16 protein-coding genes are annotated in these 20,272 nt (G+C 70.5%); 8 read left to right on the forward strand and 8 right to left on the reverse strand.

Annotation, left to right across the window (positions count from 1 at the left end; translation table 11 throughout):
* The first annotated feature begins 20 nt into the window (after positions 1-20).
* The 4 genes from ACFP2T_RS18740 (at position 21) to ACFP2T_RS18755 (ending at position 9,898) form a co-directional block, all read left to right on the forward strand.
* Entirely contained in the window at positions 21-1,253 is a 1,233-nt protein-coding gene (locus ACFP2T_RS18740; protein ID WP_377423422.1) for an AAA family ATPase, read from the forward strand.
* A 209-nt stretch (positions 1,254-1,462) separates the two neighbouring features.
* The gene (locus ACFP2T_RS18745; RefSeq protein WP_377423424.1) at positions 1,463-3,022 is read left to right on the forward strand and encodes an Hsp70 family protein; all 1,560 of its coding nucleotides are present in this window, start codon (positions 1,463-1,465) and stop codon (positions 3,020-3,022) included.
* Positions 3,023-3,549: 527 nt separating this feature from the next.
* Positions 3,550-6,165: an ATP-binding protein gene (locus ACFP2T_RS18750; RefSeq protein ID WP_377423427.1), complete on the forward strand. Its 2,616-nt coding sequence runs from the start codon at positions 3,550-3,552 to the stop codon at positions 6,163-6,165.
* Between the two features lie 337 nt (positions 6,166-6,502).
* A complete protein-coding gene (locus tag ACFP2T_RS18755; protein ID WP_377423429.1) occupies positions 6,503-9,898 on the forward strand; it encodes a glycosyl hydrolase family 95 catalytic domain-containing protein in 3,396 nt (1,131 codons plus the stop codon).
* A gap of 117 nt (positions 9,899-10,015) precedes the next feature.
* On the opposite strand, the gene ACFP2T_RS18760 is transcribed toward ACFP2T_RS18755, so the two are convergent.
* Complete coding sequence (locus tag ACFP2T_RS18760) at positions 10,016-10,681, reverse strand: hypothetical protein (RefSeq protein ID WP_377423431.1); 666 nt, start codon at positions 10,679-10,681, stop codon at positions 10,016-10,018.
* 190 nt (positions 10,682-10,871) lie between these two features.
* On the opposite strand from ACFP2T_RS18760, the gene ACFP2T_RS18765 reads away from it, so the two are divergent.
* The 3 genes from ACFP2T_RS18765 (at position 10,872) to ACFP2T_RS18775 (ending at position 13,305) form a co-directional block, all read left to right on the forward strand.
* Complete coding sequence (locus tag ACFP2T_RS18765; protein ID WP_377423434.1) at positions 10,872-11,771, forward strand: hypothetical protein; 900 nt, start codon at positions 10,872-10,874, stop codon at positions 11,769-11,771.
* 50 nt (positions 11,772-11,821) lie between these two features.
* The gene (locus ACFP2T_RS18770; protein ID WP_377423435.1) at positions 11,822-12,439 is read left to right on the forward strand and encodes a TetR/AcrR family transcriptional regulator; all 618 of its coding nucleotides are present in this window, start codon (positions 11,822-11,824) and stop codon (positions 12,437-12,439) included.
* 152 nt (positions 12,440-12,591) lie between these two features.
* The gene (locus tag ACFP2T_RS18775) at positions 12,592-13,305 is read left to right on the forward strand and encodes a hypothetical protein (RefSeq protein ID WP_377423438.1); all 714 of its coding nucleotides are present in this window, start codon (positions 12,592-12,594) and stop codon (positions 13,303-13,305) included.
* Here ACFP2T_RS18775 and ACFP2T_RS18780 read toward each other — a convergent pair.
* The 6 genes from ACFP2T_RS18780 to ACFP2T_RS18805 form a co-directional block, all read right to left on the reverse strand.
* Positions 13,265-14,050 carry an alpha/beta hydrolase gene (locus ACFP2T_RS18780; protein ID WP_377423441.1) on the reverse strand — a complete coding sequence of 262 codons (786 nt, stop codon included), beginning with the start codon at positions 14,048-14,050 and terminating at the stop codon, positions 13,265-13,267. The genes ACFP2T_RS18775 and ACFP2T_RS18780 overlap by 41 nt on opposite strands.
* Before the next feature lie 43 nt (positions 14,051-14,093).
* The gene (locus ACFP2T_RS18785) at positions 14,094-14,681 is read right to left on the reverse strand and encodes a GNAT family N-acetyltransferase (RefSeq protein WP_377423443.1); all 588 of its coding nucleotides are present in this window, start codon (positions 14,679-14,681) and stop codon (positions 14,094-14,096) included.
* A 67-nt stretch (positions 14,682-14,748) separates the two neighbouring features.
* Positions 14,749-15,390, reverse strand: coding sequence for a LysE family translocator (locus ACFP2T_RS18790; RefSeq protein WP_377423446.1), 642 nt, complete (start codon positions 15,388-15,390; stop codon positions 14,749-14,751).
* Between the two features lie 10 nt (positions 15,391-15,400).
* A complete protein-coding gene (locus ACFP2T_RS18795) occupies positions 15,401-15,859 on the reverse strand; it encodes an NUDIX domain-containing protein (protein ID WP_377423449.1) in 459 nt (152 codons plus the stop codon).
* Entirely contained in the window at positions 15,846-16,976 is a 1,131-nt protein-coding gene (locus ACFP2T_RS18800) for an MAB_1171c family putative transporter (protein ID WP_377423451.1), read from the reverse strand. The genes ACFP2T_RS18795 and ACFP2T_RS18800 overlap by 14 nt, the downstream gene beginning before the upstream one ends.
* Positions 16,969-17,529, reverse strand: coding sequence for a UBA domain-containing protein (locus ACFP2T_RS18805; protein WP_377423454.1), 561 nt, complete (start codon positions 17,527-17,529; stop codon positions 16,969-16,971). Before ACFP2T_RS18805 ends, ACFP2T_RS18800 begins: the two co-directional genes overlap by 8 nt.
* A 321-nt stretch (positions 17,530-17,850) precedes the next feature.
* Between ACFP2T_RS18805 and ACFP2T_RS18810 the strand changes: the two genes are divergently transcribed.
* Positions 17,851-18,297, forward strand: a complete 447-nt coding sequence (locus ACFP2T_RS18810) for an XRE family transcriptional regulator (protein ID WP_377423457.1) — start codon at positions 17,851-17,853, stop codon at positions 18,295-18,297.
* A gap of 16 nt (positions 18,298-18,313) precedes the next feature.
* Here ACFP2T_RS18810 and ACFP2T_RS18815 read toward each other — a convergent pair whose 3' ends face one another.
* Positions 18,314-20,134, reverse strand: coding sequence for an RICIN domain-containing protein (locus ACFP2T_RS18815; RefSeq protein WP_377423460.1), 1,821 nt, complete (start codon positions 20,132-20,134; stop codon positions 18,314-18,316).
* Positions 20,135-20,272: the final 138 nt, after the last annotated feature.

The raw sequence follows: 20,272 nt of genomic DNA on the forward strand, positions 1-20,272 counted from the left end.
TCGTCAAGGGGGCCCAGTTGATGACCGGCGATGCGATCCCGGTGCTGTGGCTGTGCGGCCCCCCGGGAGTCGGGAAGACCGCGGTCGGCTGGGAGGTCTACTCGGAGCTGGTCCGGTCCGGGGTCCAGACCGGCTACGTCGACATCGACCAGCTCGGGATGTGCTATCCGGAGGTGGTCCACGATCCCGCTCGGCATCGGATGAAGGCACGCAATCTCGATGGCGTCGTCGCCGGCTACCGGGCGGCCGGAGCCCGCTGCGTCGTGGTCTCCGGCGTTGTCGACAGCCGGCATGGCGTGCACCGCGACGAGCTGGCCCAGGTGACGCTGACGGTCTGCCGGTTGCGCGCCGACGAGGACGAGCTGACCCGACGGTTCGTCGGCCGGCAGGGGAACGATGACGGCCTGGCGCAGGTGTTGCGGGAGGCCGCACGCCTGGACGCCGGTGCCGTGGCCGATGTCTGTGTGGACACCAGCGGGCTGACGGTGGTCGAGGCGGCCCGCCGGGTGCGGGACCGCGTGACCGGTTGGCCGGTGCTGGGCGATCCGCAGGGGGCCGCAGCCGCGCCCGAGCCGGCCGACGGCCGGGATGCGCCGGACGGCGTGGGAGCCGACGCGGGCCTTGCCGGGCAGGTGGTGTGGCTGTGTGGTGCGACCGGTGTCGGCAAGTCCACCGTCGGCTTCCAGGTCTACCTGAAGGTTCTCCGGGCCGGGCTGACCGCCGCCTACGTCGACCTGGACCAGCTCGGATTCTGCGGCCCTACGCCGGCCGGTCATCGTGTGAAGGCCCGCAACCTCGCGGCCCTGTGGCGGGTCTACCGCGAGGCCGGGGCCCAGGCACTGGTCATGGTCGGTCCGGCGGCGGACGGGTCCACCCTCGACGGGTACGCCGACGCGCTGCCCGGATCGACGGTGACCGTGTGCCGCCTGCACGCCGGACGCGATCAGCTGACCAGCCGGATCATGCTCCGCAGCCAAGGTCGTGGCGCCTGGTCACAACCGGGCGATCCGCTGGTGGGCAGGTCGGCCCCGTACCTGCTCCGCGTCGCCGACCAGGCGGCACACGAGGCCGAGACCCTGGAACGCGCCCGGATCGGCCACCGGATCGACACCGATGGGCGCTCGATCGAGGAGATCACCGACGTGGTGGTTGCCAGGATCGGGTGGTCAAGCCAGCAACGACAGCCGACCCGGCCGGACTCCCCCATCCGAGTCGGCATCTCGGGCGACCTGACCTGGCGGAGGAGAACGTAGCCGCGGCGGTCGGCGCGAGCGGCGGCGCCGGCGGTGACGCCTGATCGATGGTCAGGTGCCCCGGGGCGACGGCAGCGATCGACTCCGATGACAGGCTACGGTGGCACCGTGCCGATGGATCCCCGTGCCGGCAGGATCGCTGCCGAACCCCACCGACGGTGGAGCGCGTCGGCGGCCCGGGTGGCCCGTCGGACGAGGTCTAGGGCTCGATGACTGCGGCGGAGGTCCGGCTCGGGATCGACTTCGGCACCACGAGCACGGTGGCGGTGCTCCGGCGCGGGGCCGGGGCGGTGACGCCGCTGTTGTTCGACTCCTCGCCGTTGCTGGGTTCCGGGGTGTTCGCCGGCCCGGACACCGAGGTGCTGACCGGTGCGGACGCCTACCGGGCAGGGTTGGCGCATCCGGGCGGGTTCGAGCCGCATCCGAAGCGGCGCGTCGACGAGGGCACCGTGTGGCTGGACGAGCGGGAGATCGCGGTGGTGGATCTGGTCGCGGCGGTGCTGGCCCGGGTGGGGCGGGAGGCGAGCCGGGTGGCCGGTGTGGCCCCGGCGATGGTGATGGTGACACACCCGGCGACCTGGGGGCGTGCCCGCACGGATGTGTTGCGCGATGCGGCACGGCGGGCCGGCCTGGGCGAGGTGCGGTTGGTGCCCGAGCCGATCGCGGCCGCCGCGTACTTCACCACCGCGCTCGGTCGTCAACTGCCGGAGGGGCATGCCTTATCGGTCTACGACCTGGGCGCCGGCACCTTCGACACCAGTGTGTTACGCCGCCACGGCGCCGGGTTCGAAACGCTCGCCGCCGGCGGCCTTGCCGACCTCGGTGGGGTCGACCTGGATCATCTCGTGGTCGAACACGCCCGGCTGATGACCGGGGAGGTGGCTGGCGAGGCGTGGGGGCGGTTGGACTGGCCCCGGACGACCGATGACCAGCGGGCCCGCCGGACCCTGTGGGACGGCGCACGCGCGGTCAAGGAGCAACTGTCCCGCCATGCCACCGCGGACCTGTACGTCCCTCTGGTCGACCTGACGGTGCAGCTGACCCGTGAAGAGTTCGAACGGACAGCCCGCCCGCTGCTGGAACGTAGCGTCGAGGTCACGTTGACAACCCTGCGCCAGGCCGGCGTGAGCCGCGAGGTGATGGCCGGGCTGTTCCTCGTCGGTGGTTCCAGCCGCGTCCCGCTCGTGGCGAGCCTGCTGCACCGCACCCTCGGGCTGGCCCCGACCGTGATCGAGCAACCGGAACTGGCGGTAGCCACCGGCAGCCTCCACCTTGATCACTCCGGGTACGCCGCGCCCGCCCCGGGGACGACACCGGATCCCGTGCCCCGACCGTCCGCCATCGGCGTCGTACGGGCCGAGCTGCACCAGCGCGCCGACCGGCCTCCACCCGTCTCCCGTACCCGCCGGACGAACCCGATGGTCATCACGGCGGCGGCGGCCCTGGCACTCCTGCTGCCGACCGACATCGCGCTCGGCGCCCTGATCCTGATGAAGCAGGGCCCGGCCGGCGTCGTCTACCTGCTCGGCACACAGCTGATCACGGCCATCGCATGGGCATTCATCCGAACTCGCCGTATCCCCCGACCGGGCCGGGGACACGCCGTCCTGATCATCCTCACCACCGTGGTGGCGGTCCCCGCCGTCGTCCTGCTGTTCCGGACCAGTGGCCTGAGCACGCTCCCCTCGGCGACGGCCGTCACGGCGGCCATGACGATCGCCGTCGGCGCGTTGCTGCCCGCCCGACATGCCGATAGCGCCGAGACGTGACCGGTCGACCCGACCGACCAGCTCGTGGCCGACGTCGGACTGCTCCGGCAGGGCCACGTTCGACGCCCCGGCCACTCGGTGACAAGAATTTCGCAAGGTCGTCGACCAGGTTGACCGGGCACGCTGGGCGAGCCCGGTGAGGTAGACCGACACGTTCGGCAACATGACCCAGCGATGTCACCTCGCGCGGCGCGTCGAGATTCATGACGGGAAGGGTCGGAAGATGTACGGGATCGACTGCGGAAAAAATCTGACTGTCGAATGGGGCGTCAGTTCGGTGGTGCCGCCCTGGGCCCTCGCGTCGCGGGAACCGGACGGGCAAGGCATCTGGGGGACCTAGGGTCGGCCGAATCCAGCCTGACCCTCCTACCCGGACAGTTCCCCGCCGAGGCGACCAGCGCCGTTTCCCGGATCCCGATCTGCGCGGCCGGGCCGGTCGTAGGACCGGCACCGCGGCTCAGGCCGGCGTCACCAGCAACCGGCGGCGATACGATGACACGCCTATCAGGTCGCGGCAGGGGGGCCGGATGGAAACAGCGGGTAGCCCCGCCAGCGGCGGCCCGGATCCGCTGCGGGCGGAGAGCGTGCGGGCGTTCGTCGCGGGGCTCGGGCTGCTGAAGGTGTGGGCCGGCAACCCGTCGTTCGAGCGGCTGGCCCGGCTGTCCGGGATACCCCGGAGCACCCTGGCCGACGCCCTGAACGAACGGCGGTCCCGGCTCCCGGCTCTGGACGTGGTACGCGGGTTCGTCCGGGCCTGCGGCGTGGTGGGTGACGGGGTCGGCGGCTGGGAGGACGCGTGGCGACGGCTACAGCAGGCCGCCACGGCCGATGCGGCCGAGCCGGGACCGGTGGCCACCCCTCCCGCCACGGTACGACCGGTGCCGGCGATGTTGCCGGCCGACTCGTCGGACGTCGTCGGTCGGGACAAGCAGGTGGCACAGTTGACGGACCTGCTGACGCCCGTTTCCGGCGGCGAGGGGACGGCGCCGCTCGTGGTGGCGGCGGTCTCCGGGCGCCCCGGTGTGGGCAAGACCACGCTGGCGGTACGGGTCGCCCATCGGCTTGTCGACGCCTTTCCCGACGGACAGTTGTACGTGAATCTCCACACCGCTGACGCCGAGCCGGTTGATCCCGCACTGGTGCTGGGCCGCTTCCTGCGGATGCTCGGGCTGGAGGGCTCGGCCGTGCCGGCGGGGCTGGAGGAGCGGGCCGAGCTGTACCGCAGCGTGCTGGCCGGACGCCGGGTGCTGGTGGTGCTGGACAATGCCGACTCGGCCGCACAGGTCCGACCGCTACTTCCGGGCACGCCCGCCTCCGCCGTTCTGCTGACGAGCCGCTCCCGGCTGCACGAGCTGTCCGGGACCCGCCGGCTCGATCTGGACGTCCTCGAACCCGACGACGCGCTGGAGCTGCTGGCGGCGGTGGTGGGTGTTGAGCGGGTGGCCGCGGAGCCGGATGCGGCACGGGAGATCGCCCGGCTGTGCGGGTGCCTTCCGCTGGCCGTACGGATCGCGGCTGCCCGGCTGGCCACCCGGCCGCATCATCCGCTCGCCCGACTGGCCGACCGGCTGTCCGATCGGCAGCGCCGCCTCAACGAACTCGCGGTCGGCGATCTGGACGTACGCGCCAGCCTGGCCCTCAGTTACCACGCGCTGGAGGCGTCCGCCGCTCGCGCGCTGCGGCTGCTCGCCGCCCTCGACGCGCCGGAGTTCGCCGCCTGGGTGGCGGCGCCGCTGCTGGACATCGAGGTCGACGAGGCCGAAGAGTTGGTCGACATCCTCGCGGAGGCGTACCTCATCGACGCCACCGGCACCGATCCGGCCGGCCGGGTCCGGTACCGCCTGCACGATCTGGTTCGCCTCTATGCCCGGGAGCGCGGGGAGGTCGAGGACGAGGAAGGGCAGCGACGGGCCGCCCTGGCCCGTGCCTTCGGTGCGTGGCTGGCCATCGCCGAGTCCGTCGACGACCGGCTGCCGTCCCGGGAGTGCCCACCCATCCGGGGCGACGCCCCGCGCTACCGGCTGCCCGCCGGCCAACTGGCGCACCTGCTCGCCGACCCGCTGACCTGGATCGACGGTGAACGCGCCAACCTGGTGGCCGCCGTCGAACAGGCCTGCGCTCTGGGCTTGCCCGAGTACGCCTGGAACCTGGCCGGCGCCAGCGTCAACTTCTTCGACCTGCGCGGGCACTACGACGACGGGCATCGCGTCTGCCAGCTCGCACTGGACCAGTCCCGCCGGACGGGAAACCGGCTCGGTGAGGCGGTGATGCTGCTCGGGCTCACCATGTTGTGGAACAACGGGCGGGAGGTCGACCAGGACCGGTGCATGGCCGCGGCCGTCCGGGCGGTCGAGCTGTTCGGCCAGCTCGCCGAGCCGCTGGGCGAGGCCAAGGCGCTCGACGCCGTGGCGTACTCCCACTTCAAGTACGGTCGGCTGGACGAGGCGCTACGGTGCGTCGAGCGGGCGCTGTCGATCGGTGCCTCCGGTCATCCGGACCTGGAGGTCAGTCTCTGGCTCACCCGTGGCTTCGTCCACAGCAACCGTGGAGACCGCGCGGAGAGCGAGACCTCGTACGCGCGGGCGCTCGACCTCAGCCGCGGCTCGGGCCTCAGGATCAAGGAGGCGCTCACCCTGCGGGCGCTCGGCTCGCTGCACCTGAGGCACGCCGACCACCAGCAGGCCGAGTCCTGCCTCTGGCGGGCGATGACCATCATGACCGAGTTGGAGCACGTGAGCGCCCAGGCGGCCATCCTGCTCACCATCGGGCAACTCCAGGCCCACCAGAGACATCCGGACGCCGCTGCCACACTCGAACGCGCACTCACCTCCTGCCGGCTGATCGGTGTCGCCTTCGGCCAGGCGCTCGCCCTCAGCGAACTCGCCACCCTGCACACCGCCGGAGGCCGTCCCAGATCCGCCATCGATGCCTGCTCCGAGGCGCTCGATCTGGCCCGGGGCCTGGGCCAACCACACCTGCGGGCCATGATCCTGCAACCCCTCGGCGCGGCGCACCGCGCGCTGGGCGATCGGCGGGCAGCGGCCGTGGCGTGGCGGGAGGCCCGGGATCTGCGGGCCGGTCTCGGCAACGCCGTCGAGGTCGCACAGCTCGACGCGCTGCTCGTCGAGTGCGACGACGAATGACGTCGGTCTCATCCTGAGCCATCCGTAACCGCTGCCCGCCTCGATACATCGGATGTCTAGCGCATCGACCGGGTCGCCGCACCCGGGTTAGGGCCGTCATCCGCTCCCCGAGACCGCCGGGCTAGTTACCGCCTGAGCTGGGATAGCTCGCCTATGCGGAGGGTGGCCGCCGATGCGACGGGCCGCAGTGGAGGGAAACAGCGCTCTTGTTTCTCTCCGGTGTCCTTTGTAACCTCGTGGCCAAACATCGGAGGCGTGTCGAACCTACGATCGGTGGTGCGGTCGTCCGGCTCGCCAGAGCCCTGCCCGGCAACCCATCTGACGACCGGAGACACTGATGGATGACCTCGTCCGGCGCCGTACGCTGCGCCGGTGGACGGCCGCCGGCCTGGCGACCGCGCTGACCGCCCTGCTGCCCGCCTGGTCCACCGCCACGCCCGCCTCGGCGGCCCCGGGTGCCGTACCGGCCGCCTCGGCCGGGGACCCGCTGACCCTCTGGTACGACGAACCCGCCGCCGACTGGGAGACCCAGGCGCTGCCGATCGGCAACGGCGCGCTGGGCGGGATGGTCTTCGGCCGGGTCGGCACCGAAACCGTGCAGTTCAACGAGAAGACCCTCTGGACCGGCGGGCCCGGCTCGGCCAGCGGCTACGACTTCGGCAACTGGACCTCGCCGCGCCCGAACGCGATCAGCGAGGTCCAACAACTGATCAACGAGCGGGGGCGGCTGTCCCCACAGGAGGTGGCGAACCGGCTCGGCCAGCCGAAGAGCGGCTTCGGGTCGTACAACACCTTCGGGGACCTGATGCTGCGGCTCTCCGAGGATCCCGGCGCCGTGCAGGACTACCGCCGGGAACTCGACATCGGCCAGGCCATCGCCCGGGTTTCCTACTCCGACGACGGCGTGCGCTACACCCGGGAGTACTTCGCCAGCAACCCGGACAACGTGCTCGTGGTCCGGCTCAGCGCCGACCAGCCCGGCATGATCGGATTCACCACCGGGGTGACCGCGCCGAACAACCGGTCGAAGAACGTCTCCGCCAGCGGCGGCCGGATCACCTTCGCCGGAACGCTCAACGACAACAAACTCAGGTACGAGTCACAGATCCAGGTGACCACCGACGGCGGCACCCGCACCGACGGCACCGACGGCACGGTCACGGTGGCCGGGGCCGACGCGGCCACCGTCGTACTCGGTGCCGGCACCGACTATGCCGACACCTACCCCACGTACCGGGGACCGGACCCGCACGCGACGGTCACCGCCGCCGTCGACCGGGCCGCGGCGAAGCCGTACGCCGAACTGGTCGCGGCGCACACCGCCGACCACCGGGCCCTGTTCGACCGGGTCCGCCTGGACATCGGCCAGGCAATGCCGGACGTCCCCACCGACGACCTGCTCCGGGCGTACCGGGGCGGCGGTTCGCCGGCGGACCGCGCGCTGGAGGCGCTCTTCTTCCAGTACGGCCGCTACCTGCTGGTCGCCTCGTCCCGGGCCGGCTCGCTGCCGGCGAACCTCCAGGGCGTGTGGAACAACGTCACCAACCCGCCCTGGGACGCCGACTACCACGTCAACATCAACCTCCAGATGAACTACTGGCCGGCCGAGATCACCAACCTGTCCGAGACCACCGCGCCGCTGTTCGACTACGTGGACTCGATGGTGCCGCCCGGCCAGGTGACGGCGCAGCAGGTCTACGGCAACCGGGGCTGGGTGGTCAACAACGAGACCAACATCTACGGCTTCACCGGCCTGCACAGCTACCCGCAGTCGTTCTGGTTCCCGGAGGCCGGCGCCTGGCTGGCCCAGCACTACTACGAGCACTACCGGTTCACCCGGGACGAGCGGTTCCTGCGGGAGCGGGCGTACCCGGTCATGAAGCAGTTGGCGCTCTTCTGGCTCGACGAACTGGTCGTCGACCCGCGCGACGGCAAGCTGGTGGTCTCCCCCAGCTACTCGCCGGAGAACGGCGACTTCACCGCCGGGGCGTCGATGTCCCAGCAGATCGTCTGGGAACTCTTCACCAACACGATCGAGGCGGCCGGGATCGTCGGCGGCGACGCCGCGTTCCGTCGCGAGGTCCGGGCCGCACTGGACAAACTCGACCCCGGCATCCGGGTCGGCTCCTGGGGGCAGCTCCAGGAGTGGAAGGAGGACCTGGACAACCCGAACGACCAGCACCGGCACGTGTCGCATCTGTTCGCCCTGCATCCGGGGGCGCAGATCTCCGCGCTGAAGGACCCCGAGCTGGCGGCCGCCGCGAAGATCTCGCTGAACGCGCGCGGCGACGGCGGCACCGGCTGGAGCAAGGCTTGGAAGATCAATTTCTGGTCCCGGCTGCTGGACGGCGACCACGCGCACAAGATGCTGACCGAGCAGCTCCGGCAGAGCACCCTAGCCAATTTGTGGGACACCCACCCGCCGTTCCAGATCGACGGCAACTTCGGCGCCACCTCCGGGATCGCCGAGATGCTGCTGCAGAGCCAGACCGGCGAGGTGCAGATCCTGCCGGCGTTGCCGAGCGCCTGGCCCACGGGCTCGGTGTCCGGACTGCGCGCCCGGGGTGACCTGACCGTCGACACCAGGTGGTCCGGCGGCGCCGCGACCGAGGTCGCCGTCACCGCCGGCCGGGACGGTGCGGTCACGTTGCGCAGCCCGCTCTTCGCCGGTCCGTACCGGCTGGTGGACGCGACGACCGGCAAGCGGGTCAACCCGGACGGCAACGGTGACAGGGCCACCTTCACCGCCCGCAAGGGCCACCGGTACGTCGCCACCGCCGGAGTGAGCTTCGAGATCGACGCGCCCGCGACGCTGGAGTCCGACCGGTCCGGGACGGTCTCGGTGACCGTCCGCGCCTCCGGCAGCACCACCGTGCCGGCCTCCAGGCTGAAGCTGGTCCTGCCGACGGGCTGGAGTGTCCGGCCGGGGCAGTTGCAGGTGCCCCGGCTGCGGCCCGGGGACTCGCAGGTCTACCGGTTCACCGTGACCCCGAGCCGGGAGGCCGCGCCGGGCCGGAACCGGATCGAGGCGAGGCTCGTCCACGACGACTGGCGGGCCTCGGGCAGCACGGCGATCGAGTTGCCCATCCCGCCGCCGTGTGACCGGCCGGACCCGGCGAACCCGCTCGTCGCCTGGGACCCGACGTCCGGGGACACCGTGGCCGACCGGTCGCCGTACGGGCGCACCGCCACGGTGCAGGGCGGCGCCGGGTACGTCGCCGACGGGCCGACCGGCAGCGCACTCGTGCTGGACGGGACGCGGTTCCTGCGTACCGCCCCGACCACGTTGGGCTTCCTGGAGACCGCCACCTTTGCCGCCGAGGTCAAGGTGACCACCAGCGGCAGCTACCGGCGGCTGTTCGACTTCCAGCCCGGCGGTGACCCCGGGACGGACGGCGTCCTGATCGACCTCACCCCGGGAAACCAGGTCCGGTTCATCGGCTCCGGTACCGGTGTGACCAGCACCGCGACCCTCCCGGTCGGCCGCTACGTCGACCTGGTCATCACGATGGACGACAACGGCGACATCGTCGTCTACGTCGACGGCCAACAGGCCGGCACCGCGAAGGTGCCCGACGGCGGGATCGTCGGCTGCGCCACCCGGGAGCTGCGGTTCGCCGCAGACCAGGACGGCGGCCAGCGGCTCACCGGCGAGGTCGACCGGATGGCCATCCTGCCCGAGGCGCTCCCCGCCGACCAGGTCGGCACCTGGCAGGCCCGCGCCTTCGGCTGAGCACCGTTTTCGACGGGTGGGTTCGCGGCGTGCACCGCCGCGAACCCACCCGTCCTGCTGTTCCGGGTACGCCCCGACGCCGCCCGGGTGGGACGCGACGTGGCCGGCGGCAGTCGATCAGCAGCCGCCGCCGTAGACCCGCCAGTAGCTCAACCTGTCGTTCTTGGACGCGCCCACCCAGGAACTCTCCGAGATGCCGGTCGACTCGATCCAGAGCAGTGCCCCACCGGCGCTGTCGTACGTGTACACCCGCCTGAGCCGGTGGGTGTTGACCCAGGACGAGGTCTGGTTGTTGAACCCCCAGTTCGACGCGAAGTCGGCACACGTGTCACGGAACTGCAACCGCCGGCCGCGCCAGTTCGAGTTGGTGTAGAAGCAGTACCAGTCCGCGTTCGTGACCGTGCTGTAGGGGCAGCCGCGCCGGTAGGCGGTGGCCATCGGGGTGACCAGACCGTTGTCCTCGGCGGCCGCTCTGACACCGTTCCCGAGTCCGTCCGGTGCGTACGCCTGTCCGGGCTCGGGGAAGACGACCACGACGCCCCCGCCCCGGTAGGCGAGCGCATGGTCGCTGACCTGGAGGCCACCGGGATACCGGCGCGAGTACTCGTCGATCTCCCGCTGTAGCTGCGTGGCGGATCCCGGTCCGACCGCCTCCGTGGCCGTGGTCCGGACCTGCTGACCGGCCGGGTGCCACGTTCCGGCGGCGGCGGACGTGGTGGGCTGGAACAGCCCGGCGGCCACGACCGCGACGAGTAGGGCCGCTGGCTTCCGGAGCGGGTTCATGGGCTCCTCCTCACGCTTCGGGAGTACGTACTGCCGAAGGTCCCGACCGGAACGGTGCTCGCCGTACCGGCGGAGTCGGCTATCCGAGACCCTAATCAGGGTTATATCCGCCGAAGTCATATTTGTCGGCTTTTAGTGTCAAGACTTGACGCTCGCACTGCCCCGATCGGCGCGTGACATGATTGCGCCCATGGGGAAGCAGCAGGACGTCGGCGGGGCCGACCGGCACAGCGGGTCGGGTACCACCGCGACGGACGGGAGCCACGACACACGGCTCGCCCTCGCGCAGGACCCCGCGACGCCACAGATGGCCCTCTTCGACCTGGCGTCCGACCCGTCGGCCGTGGTCCGCAAGGCGGTCGCGGCCCGGACCGACGCGCCCGCGCAGGCACTACGCCCGCTGACCCGGGACCATGATCGTCAGGTCCGGGAGGCCGTGGCGAGGAACCCTTCGACGTCCGTCGGCAATCTGCTACGTCTGGTCAAGGACGCCGACCGGTGGATCCGGTGGGCGGTCGCCGGCAACCCGGCCTGCGACTACTCGGTTCGCCGCGTGATGTCGGAGGCGCCCGACAAGGAGCTTCGTGGGCTCCTCGCGGAGACGCGCGAACTGGAGCCCGACCTGGCCGCCCGACTGGTCGACGACGTGTCACCCGAGGTACGGGAACGACTCGCCACCCACACCCACGACCCCGACGTGATCACCGCCCTGATGGCCGATCGCACGGCACGCGTACGCAAGGGCGTCGCCCGCAATCCCCGGACCACCCCCGAACAGCGGGGCGCGCTCGCCCAGGACCCCGTGGTCGACGTCCGTGCCGCGCTCGTCCGCGCCGTCGAGTTGGGCGAGGCGGAGCTGCGAGACCTCGTTGACGACCGTTCGGTACAGGTCCGACTGGCGATGGCGACATCCGAGGTCGTCCCGCCGCACATCCGGCAGGCCCTCAGGGACGATCCCGACGACACGGTGGCCGCCGCAGCTCGCGACTTCCGCCCGGCGTCCGGTGGCTCCCCCGTGGTACGGGCTCCACGCGTCGGCCACCGGCGCTCCGGGACCCGCCCGGGCCGGCCCGGCGGCCCCGCACGCTGAGGTCGACAACCGCCGACCGCTCGACGCAGAGCTTGTCTACGATCGTAGACATGACCGAGGACGCACCGGGCGACGACGGTGGTTCGCCTCCGCGACGGCGCAACGCCAGCGCCACCCGAGAGGCGATCCTGAACTCCGCGGTGGCCGCGTTCACCCGAGCCGGTTACGACGGCGCCGGAGTACGCGAAGTGGCCGGCGACGCGGGAGTGACCGCGATGCTCGTCAACCGCTACTTCGGGTCGAAGGAGCAACTCTTCGCCGAGGCCGTCGACCGAGCCTTCGCGCCCCGCACGGTGGTCGGCGACGACCTTGCCACGCTGGCCGAACAGGTGGCGGCCAGACTGGTCGCACGGACCGCGCCGGAGGCCGAGGACCCGGATCCGTTTCTGTTGATGCTGCGATCGGCGGCCAACCCCCGGGCTGCCGAGATCATCCGAGCCGGAGTCCAGCACCATGTCGGCCGCCACCTGACCCACCTGCTACCCGGTCCGAACGCCGCACAACGTGCGGAGCTGCTGCTGTCCCTGATCGCCGGGGTGTGGCTGATGCGCATTGTCATCAGCACGGACGGGCTGAGCGAGGCGGACCCGACCTGGCTCACCGGACAACTGCGGGACCTCGTACAGGTCATCGTCGACCGCCCGGCGGATCCCGCTGCCGAAGCCTGACCGCTACGGCGTGACCGGCGGTACGGTCGGCGCGGGCGGGTCCCGCGAGGAGTGGCCCTTCTGACCTGCGGTGGAGACCAGGGCCTCCCCAAGATCTCAGGGATCTCCGCTAGCATTGCCGCGTTCTGAGGCAGCTGCTGAAACGAGGCGACATGCGGTGGTTCCGGCTTCTGCTGGGTAGGAAGCAGGTCCAGCACGATCCGGGCCGACAGGAGGAGATGCTCCGGGACGTCCGGCACCGGTTCGGCGGCCGCGTACAGGCCCGGTTCTCCGACCAGGTCGATGCGGTTGCCCGGCTACTCGACGGTGACGACGGCCTGTCCGTAGCGGCCAGGATCATGCAGGAGTTCGCCGACGAGGCCCACACGGAGTTCCTCACCCAGGCTTTCGATCTGCACCGGCGTACCGGCCGGCGGCTCGTGGTCGACCGCCGGAACTATCGGCCACTGTGGAGGACCGCCGGGCCGGAGTTGCGGTGGCCGCTGTTCGGGTTGCCGTGCGGCTTCCACCCGTACGTACAGGTGGCCGCAGCCGTCACGGTCGCCGGCACCCGGGCGACCCGGCTCACGCGGGTGATCGACCCGAACCCGCTGCTGACCCACGTGTTCGAGGTGCTCGACCTCACCGCCGCCGGCTGGGAGTACGGCCGGGTCCGGGTGGACACCGACGCCGCCTCCCTGGCCAATCGGCTGATCTCCAGCGCCCGGGAGATCCGCGCGGCGATGGACAAGCCCCCTCCGCTACCGCCGCCGGCCCGGGAGCTGATGCGCCGCAACAACACCATCGACGTCTACGACCCGGCCGGCCACCAGGTGGTCAGCGCGATCAATCTGGGCGCGGAGATGAGACCGGCCCTACTGTCCTGAGACCGGTGCCGGCCGGGCAGCCTGCCGACGGCAGGGGTGGTCGGGCCGCAGCGGCGGATGCGGACCGGAGGATCTCGTCGATCACCGCGGCGAAGCGGCGGGGCGCCGCCAGAAAGGGAGAGTGCCCTCCGGCGATCCTTCGGCTGGCCGTGGCTCGAGCAGCCATCCTCTCCTGTAGTGCGAGAGGTATCGCCCGGTCGTCCTCGCAGAGGACGTACGTCGACGGGATGTGGCGCCAGGCGACACTCGTCACCTTGTCCGTGAATGACCGCAGGCTCTGTTTGACGAGTTGGTCGAGAGCCCGGGCCGCCGGCTCGTCGGCGATGTCGTGGTACAGCGCCACACGCGGGTTCCTCAGCAACCGGAAGGTGCCGCTGGTGTCGCTCGGCGCCTCCCGGCCGTGGAAGCTGAACACAGACTCGCCCTCGTCCAGCAGATAGGCGGTCAGGTAGATGAGGTGGGAGACACCGGCCGCGCCCGCCGTGCCCTGGGTGGCGGGAATGCCGCCGTACGAGTGTGCGAGCACGGCCACCGGCCCGTCGATCCCGGTCACCGCCTTCCGGATGACGTCGGCGTCGTCGTACATCGACCCGGTCGGGGCGGGATATCCGGCGCTCGGTAGCGCGGGCACCCGCGTCTCGTAACCACGCTCGGCGAGGGCGTCACAGGTGGCGGCCCAACTCGCGGGCCGGTGCCAGGCCCCGTGCGCGATGACGAGTGTGGGCCGACGTTCCGGACGGTTCATCCTCTCGCCTCCGTGAGGACCAGGTCGTCAGCGGACTCCACCGTCACGGGGTGCGGTACGCGAGCCACTCCTCGGCAAGCATCGCGAAGTCGAGTTCCGTGCTCCACTCCCCCTTGAAGAGTTCGTTGTGCACCAGTCGGGCCTCCTGCCGCATTCCCAACCGTCGCGCGACCCTCGCCGAGGGTTCGTTGCGTTCGTCGATCCGCGCGATGATGCGGTGCAGGCCGAGTTGGTCGAAGCCCAGCCGCAGCAGTCCGCGTGCCGCCTCGGTGGCGTACCCGTGCCCGCTGAAGTCAGGATTCACGACGTACCCGATTTCTCCGCCACCGTGTTCTCGGCTGTGCCAGAACAGCACCACGTCACCGACCAGCTGACCGGTACCGGCGTCCTCGATGCCGAGGGTCAGGGCCTGGCCCTCGTCCGTAAGCTCGGTGTTCGCCCACTGCGTGGCGAGCCGTTCGTCGATGACCTCGCGGGTCATCGGCTCGAAGGGTACGTAACGGCAGACGTCGGGCCGGCTTCGGTAGGCGAACAGCGCGTCGACGTCGTCGACGGTGAGCGGACGCAGCGACAACCGCTCGGTCCGGACCGGATAGACAGGACGCAGGGCGGACTGCTGGAGGACTGACACCCCACCATCCTGCCAGCCGCCCCGGCGCGCCGACCTTCGGATGCAGCACAGCGGCAGCGCGAACGAGTCAACGAGAGTCCGCGATCAGCCGCACGGCCAGCGCGCCGAACACGACCGCGGCGACCTGGTCCAGTCGGCGCCGCACCGCGGGTCGGTGCAGCACCTGTTGGGCGAGCCTGCCGGACAGCACGCCCACCGAGCCGTCGACGAGCAGGCCGACGACGACAAACAGACCGCCCAGGGCCAGCAACTGGGTGGCGACCGGCCAACTTCCGGTGCCCGTGCTGAGGAACTGTGGAATGAAGGCGAGGTAGAACAGGACAACCTTGGGATTGGCGATGTTGGTGAGGGTCGCCATCAGGTAGACCTTGCGAATCGACCGGGCGGCCGGTTGCCGGAGTTCGGGTGTCTCCGCCTGGCGTTGGCGACCTGCCCGTAGCGCGTCCACCGCGAGGTAGATCAGGAACACCGCGCCGGCGACCCGGACCCCGTCCAGGATCCACGGCGCCAACCGGAGCAGAGCGCTGAGCCCGAACGCGGCCGCGAACGTGTGAACGGCCAGGCCGGTCGACATGCCCACAGCGGCGACGAGGCCGGCGCGGGGGCCGCCGGTCAGGGAGTTGGCGATGATGAACATCATGTCCGGTCCTGGCGCGATGGAGAGCAGGAAGACGGCCAGGACGAAGGCGACGACGACTTCGATGTCCACGGGGCGGAGTCTAGACCTGGCCCAACTCGACGTACCGGGTCACGCCGTCGGCACGGGCGGCCAGCACCTCGGCCAGCAGGGCCCACTGCGGCTCTGACAGCAGCGACCGGGCCCGCTCGACCGGAACGAAGGCGTACTCGGCGAGTTCTGCGGGATCCAGCACGATCGCCGCCCGCCGGTCCGGCGGAAGTACCCCGCCGTCGAAGACGAAGAAGACCTTTCCGTCCGGACCGTTCGCCGTCCAGGCGACCACGAGCAGCGGACCGATCGACGCGTCGAGGCCCAGCTCCTCCCGTACCTCTCGGACGCAGGCCGCCCGGGGCGTCTCGTCCGCGTCGACGCCGCCGCCCGGCAGATTCCAGAACTCCTTGTACGTCGGATCCACCAGCAGTACCCGGTCGTCGTCGTCGAAGAAGACCGCCCCGGACGACACCTGTGGCCGGGCCGGCGTCGCCTCATGCGTGGTCAAGTTCCCTGGCCCTCATCCTCGCGAACGATCGGCTCACGGCGATGAGCCACTCCAGCTCATTGTCCTGGACGCTCGGCGGCTGCTCTGGCAGCGCCGCCGCTGGCTCGTACCCTTCCTGCCGGTTCTTGAGGCCCTCGTTGATCATCCGGGCGGCGTCGTCGGACGCCAGCGGTTCACCCGGCCGGACGGCCGCCGAGGCCGGCAGGTACGGCCGCAGCGCCAGATATCCGTCCCAGATCTCCACCATGCGCCGGTAGAGGCGGTAGTTCACGTCTCCCACAGCGACGGAGTCCCCCTCGGCGGCGGAATGCAGCGCGATCCCCGGAAAGGCGTCGTGCAACGCCGACCACAGCGGTTCGAGAGCGCGGTAGGCGCTGAGTTGGTCGACCCGGGTCTTCGGGCCCCAGCCGGGCATCGTGAGCCCGGCGAAGAAGACGATCTGGCCGAGGCTGGCGAACGGCTGGGCGATGTCGACCAGCGGTTCGACCCGGACGTCGGCGCTGATCAGGATCAGGTAGCTGCCCCGGCAGGCGCAGTATCCGAAGCTGACCAGCGCACCCAGGGCGGTGAGCCGCAGACCTCGGCGCAGCCACGGCAACTGCGCGGTGAGCCCGGCGAAGTGCCACGACCGGTACGCGATCGCGAGCAGCCCGGCACTGAGCGCCACCAGGAACATCACCAGGTACCAGAGCATCAGGGTCTCGCCGGCGTGGGTCTTCCAGAAGTGGATCGTGTACCGGTCGTGGATCGGCGCGACCACGATGAGCGCCGACATGGCGGCGACGATGACGAGCCCGACCGCCCAGTACACGCGGGCGCGATGCCGGGCCCGTGGCGCGGGGTACTGCCAGAAGGCCAACAACTGCAGGACGCACACGCTGAACAGGACCATGAACGAGTGGATGAACAGTTTCGTCAGGTTGGGGACCCCCAGGGCCGCGTCGATCGGCTGGTAGACCAGCCCGACGGTGAGGGTGAACGCCACCGCCGAGAACCCGAACGCGGCGACCATGGCGCGCAGCGCCGGGTTCGTCCAGTCCTGGCGCAGGTGGTTCAGTTTGTAGACGAAGGCGATCCAGCCTGCCAGCGCGCCGATTCCGTAGATCAGGTCATGCATCGGTACGACCACCTCGATGGTTCGGGGCCAACAGGGCGTCCTTGAGCCGGAGGGTGAGCGCGTTGTCCCCGCCACGGCCGGTCGGTGTCCGGTCCACCCGGCTCAGCAGGAGTGATGCCAGGACCTCCGCTTCCCGCTCCTGTTCATCGGAGTAGTGGCTGCGGCCCAGTAGCGCACGCACGAGCCCGGGATCCAGATCGGGGAAGAGCTGGCGGGGGTCGAGGCGCCGGTCGGTACCCAGAACGGAGTGTCCGCAGATGACGTGTGCCAATTCGTGGGCGACGATGTGGTCCTGGTGCATCGGCGTGGTGTTCGCCTCGTACGCGATGAGATCGGCGTCGGGTAGCGAGAGCCAGACGCCGCACGGCCGCGCCTCGTGCAGGGGCATCATGAGCAGGCGGATCGGCCGGTTCCGTTGCTGCCCGACGTGGGCACAGAGCGTCGCCATGCTCACCGTGGCCGGCAGTCGCAGGGCGGCGAGGCGGGCCGTACAGCGCCGTCGGAGCCGCCTGAACCGCCAGGAGGCCTTCCATCGACGGGTAGGGAGGATCATTTGTGAACTCCCCATGGCCGCACAAGGCAGGAGATCTCGAAAGCGATGTAGCCGGCTCCCACGGGGGAAGGAGTCGGCTACATCGATTAGGAACCATAGGTCATGACGGCGCGGAGAGCAAAGTCGGGGAGGAATCTCCCGTTGACCGGCCAGCATCGGCCACCCCCGTGCTGACGATGCTGGCCGGCGCCCGTGTGGACAAATGTGCCGAGCTCCGTCCACACTAGCTAACGGCTGATGCGCACACAATCCGATATAACTGCAATGTAAGCGTGGTGATACGGTGTCCGGTATGGCATGTGTTCATCTCAGCGAACGGCGGTGACAGCCGTGGCCGAGATGAAGGGCGGCTCGCTGGCCAATCGGATCGATCACCTGTTCAAGGCGGTGCAGCCGAAGGGACGCGAGTTCAGCTACGAAGAGGTCGCCCGGGGCTGCGAGGCCCTGACCGTGGGCACCTTCTCCAAGACGTACGTCTGGCAGTTGCGGACCGGGCAGCGCGACAACCCCACCAAGCGGCACCTGGAGGCGCTCGCCGCCTTCTTCGGCGTACCGGTCGCCTACTTCTTCGACCACCAGGTGGTCGACGACGTCAACTCCCAACTGGCCCTCGTCGCGGCGCTGCGCGACTCCGACGTCCGGGACATCGCGTTGCGCGCCCTGCACATGGACCACGCCACGCGCCAGTCGCTGGCCCGCATCGTCAACGAGATCAGCAAGATGCAGGGCGGTCACCCCGCCGTGAAGGACCCGGACGAGCAGGCCTGACCCGGCCGGGCGCCTGTCACACCTGGTTGCGCCGCCACTGCTGGTTGGTACCCGAGCCGCAGGTCCACTGCACCAACTGGGCGCCGTCGGTCGAGGCGGCGTTCAGCACGTCGAGGCACCTGCCGCTGTGCCGGGCGACGAGCTGGACGTAGCCCGTACCGAGGTCCTGGATTCGCCACTGCTGGTTGGTCGCCGTACCACAGGTCCACTGGGTGACCCGGACACCGTCTCCGGTGGCACCGACCCCGCCGTACACGTCGAGGCACTTGCCGCTGTTGGCGCTGACGACCTGGTGGTAGCCGCCACCCGCGTCGCGGAACCGCCACTGCTGGTTCGCCTGTCCGTTGGCCGTCCACTGCACGACGTCGGCGCCGTCGGCGGTCGAGCCGTTGAAGACGTCGACGAGCTTGCCGCTGTGCCGGGCGGCCAGGGTGTATGCGGCGGGCACCGGCACCGTGGACTGTGGAACGAGCCGGTACAGCCCGGAGCCGTGCGCGGGCAACGAGCGGGTGAGCACCCCGGTGGCGGTGCCGAGGTTCACCCCGGACCACAGGTCGGTGACGCTGGCCGAGCCGATACCCAGGTCCGCCAGCGTGACCGACACGTCGCTCGTCGCGGTGCCCCGGTTGAACAGGGCGACGTACCTGTGGTTGGTGCCCGGGACGTCCGCGGTCCATACCCGGTTGGTTCCGCCGTACAGCTCCCGGTTCGCGGTGCTGGCCTGGTCGACGGCGATGACCGCCGGGTTGGTCATGAGAGCCAACTCCGAGGCGCGGTTCTCGACCAGGTTGCCGCCCCACATCAGCGGCGACCGGGTGATGGACCAGAGCGTCATCAGGGTGCGCTGTTCGTCCGGGGTGAGATTGGAGTAGCGGGGCGAGCCGACGGGCCCCTGTTTCGACAGTCGCCCGATCGGGATCATGTCGGGGTCCGGCCACGCGCCGCTCGCCCGGTACGGCGTCCAGTCCCTCAGCTTGTCGAAGAGCGCGTCCACGCTGGCCCAGTTGTCCCACAGGTCGTTGACCACCCGCCACATGTGGGCGTTGGCCGCCACGTGGGTGCCGCTCGCCGTCGCTGTCGGGCCCGGAGAAAAACTGAGGACCATCGGACGGCCACTGCGTTCGATGGCCAGCCGGTACCCCTCGACCTCCGCCTGGCGGTACGTCGGCGCCGCGATGTCGTCGACCTTCACGTAGTCCACGCCCCAGCTCGCGTAGAGCTGGAACAGCGAGTCCAGGTACGCCTGAGCCCCGGCGTGACCCATGTCCAGGCCCCACATGAGATTCAGCCAGGCTGCGGTGGTGGTGTTGTCGACCTGGTTCGCCCGATAGCTCGTGCCGAGGATGGGGGTGTTGTCGGCGACCGCCTGACGCGGGATCCCCCGCATCAGGTGGATACCGAACTTCAGGCCGGCGGCGTGGATGTAGTCGGCCAGCGGCTTGAACCCGTTCGTGCCGCTCGCGGACGGGAAGCGCGTGGTGTCCGGCAGCAGCCGCCCGTTGGCGTCCATCCGCAGCCGTGGCTGGAGGTTGGCGTCCTGGTTCGGGCTTCCCGTGCCGCTGCCCGGGTAGTACCAGGCCCAGTCGATGACGACGTACTGCCAACCGTGCTGCCTCAGGTTGGTGCTCATGTAGTCGGCGTTGGCCTTCACCTGCGCCTCGGTCACATTCCAGTTGTACGAGTCGTAGCTGTTCCACCCCATCGGCGGAGTGGTCGCGACGCCGTTGGGCAGTGCGCTGGCCGCCGACCCCGTCCGCATCGGAACCTCCCCCAGCGTCGCCAGCAGCACGCCGAGCACCAGGGCCGCGCCTGCGGACCGTCGGACGTGAGAACCCATCGGTTCGCCCCTCCTCGATGTATCCGGACCCCGTGGATGGTGACTCGACAAGGGCAGTGTTAGCGCTAACATCATGCCCTGTCAATAGCTGGCGGCCGGTCCCGTCGACCCTCCCCCACCGGTACGCGCCGACGCTCC

Origin of the sequence: Plantactinospora solaniradicis, assembly GCF_042658085.1 — a bacterium.
Classification (GTDB): Bacteria; Actinomycetota; Actinomycetes; order Mycobacteriales; family Micromonosporaceae; genus Plantactinospora; species Plantactinospora solaniradicis.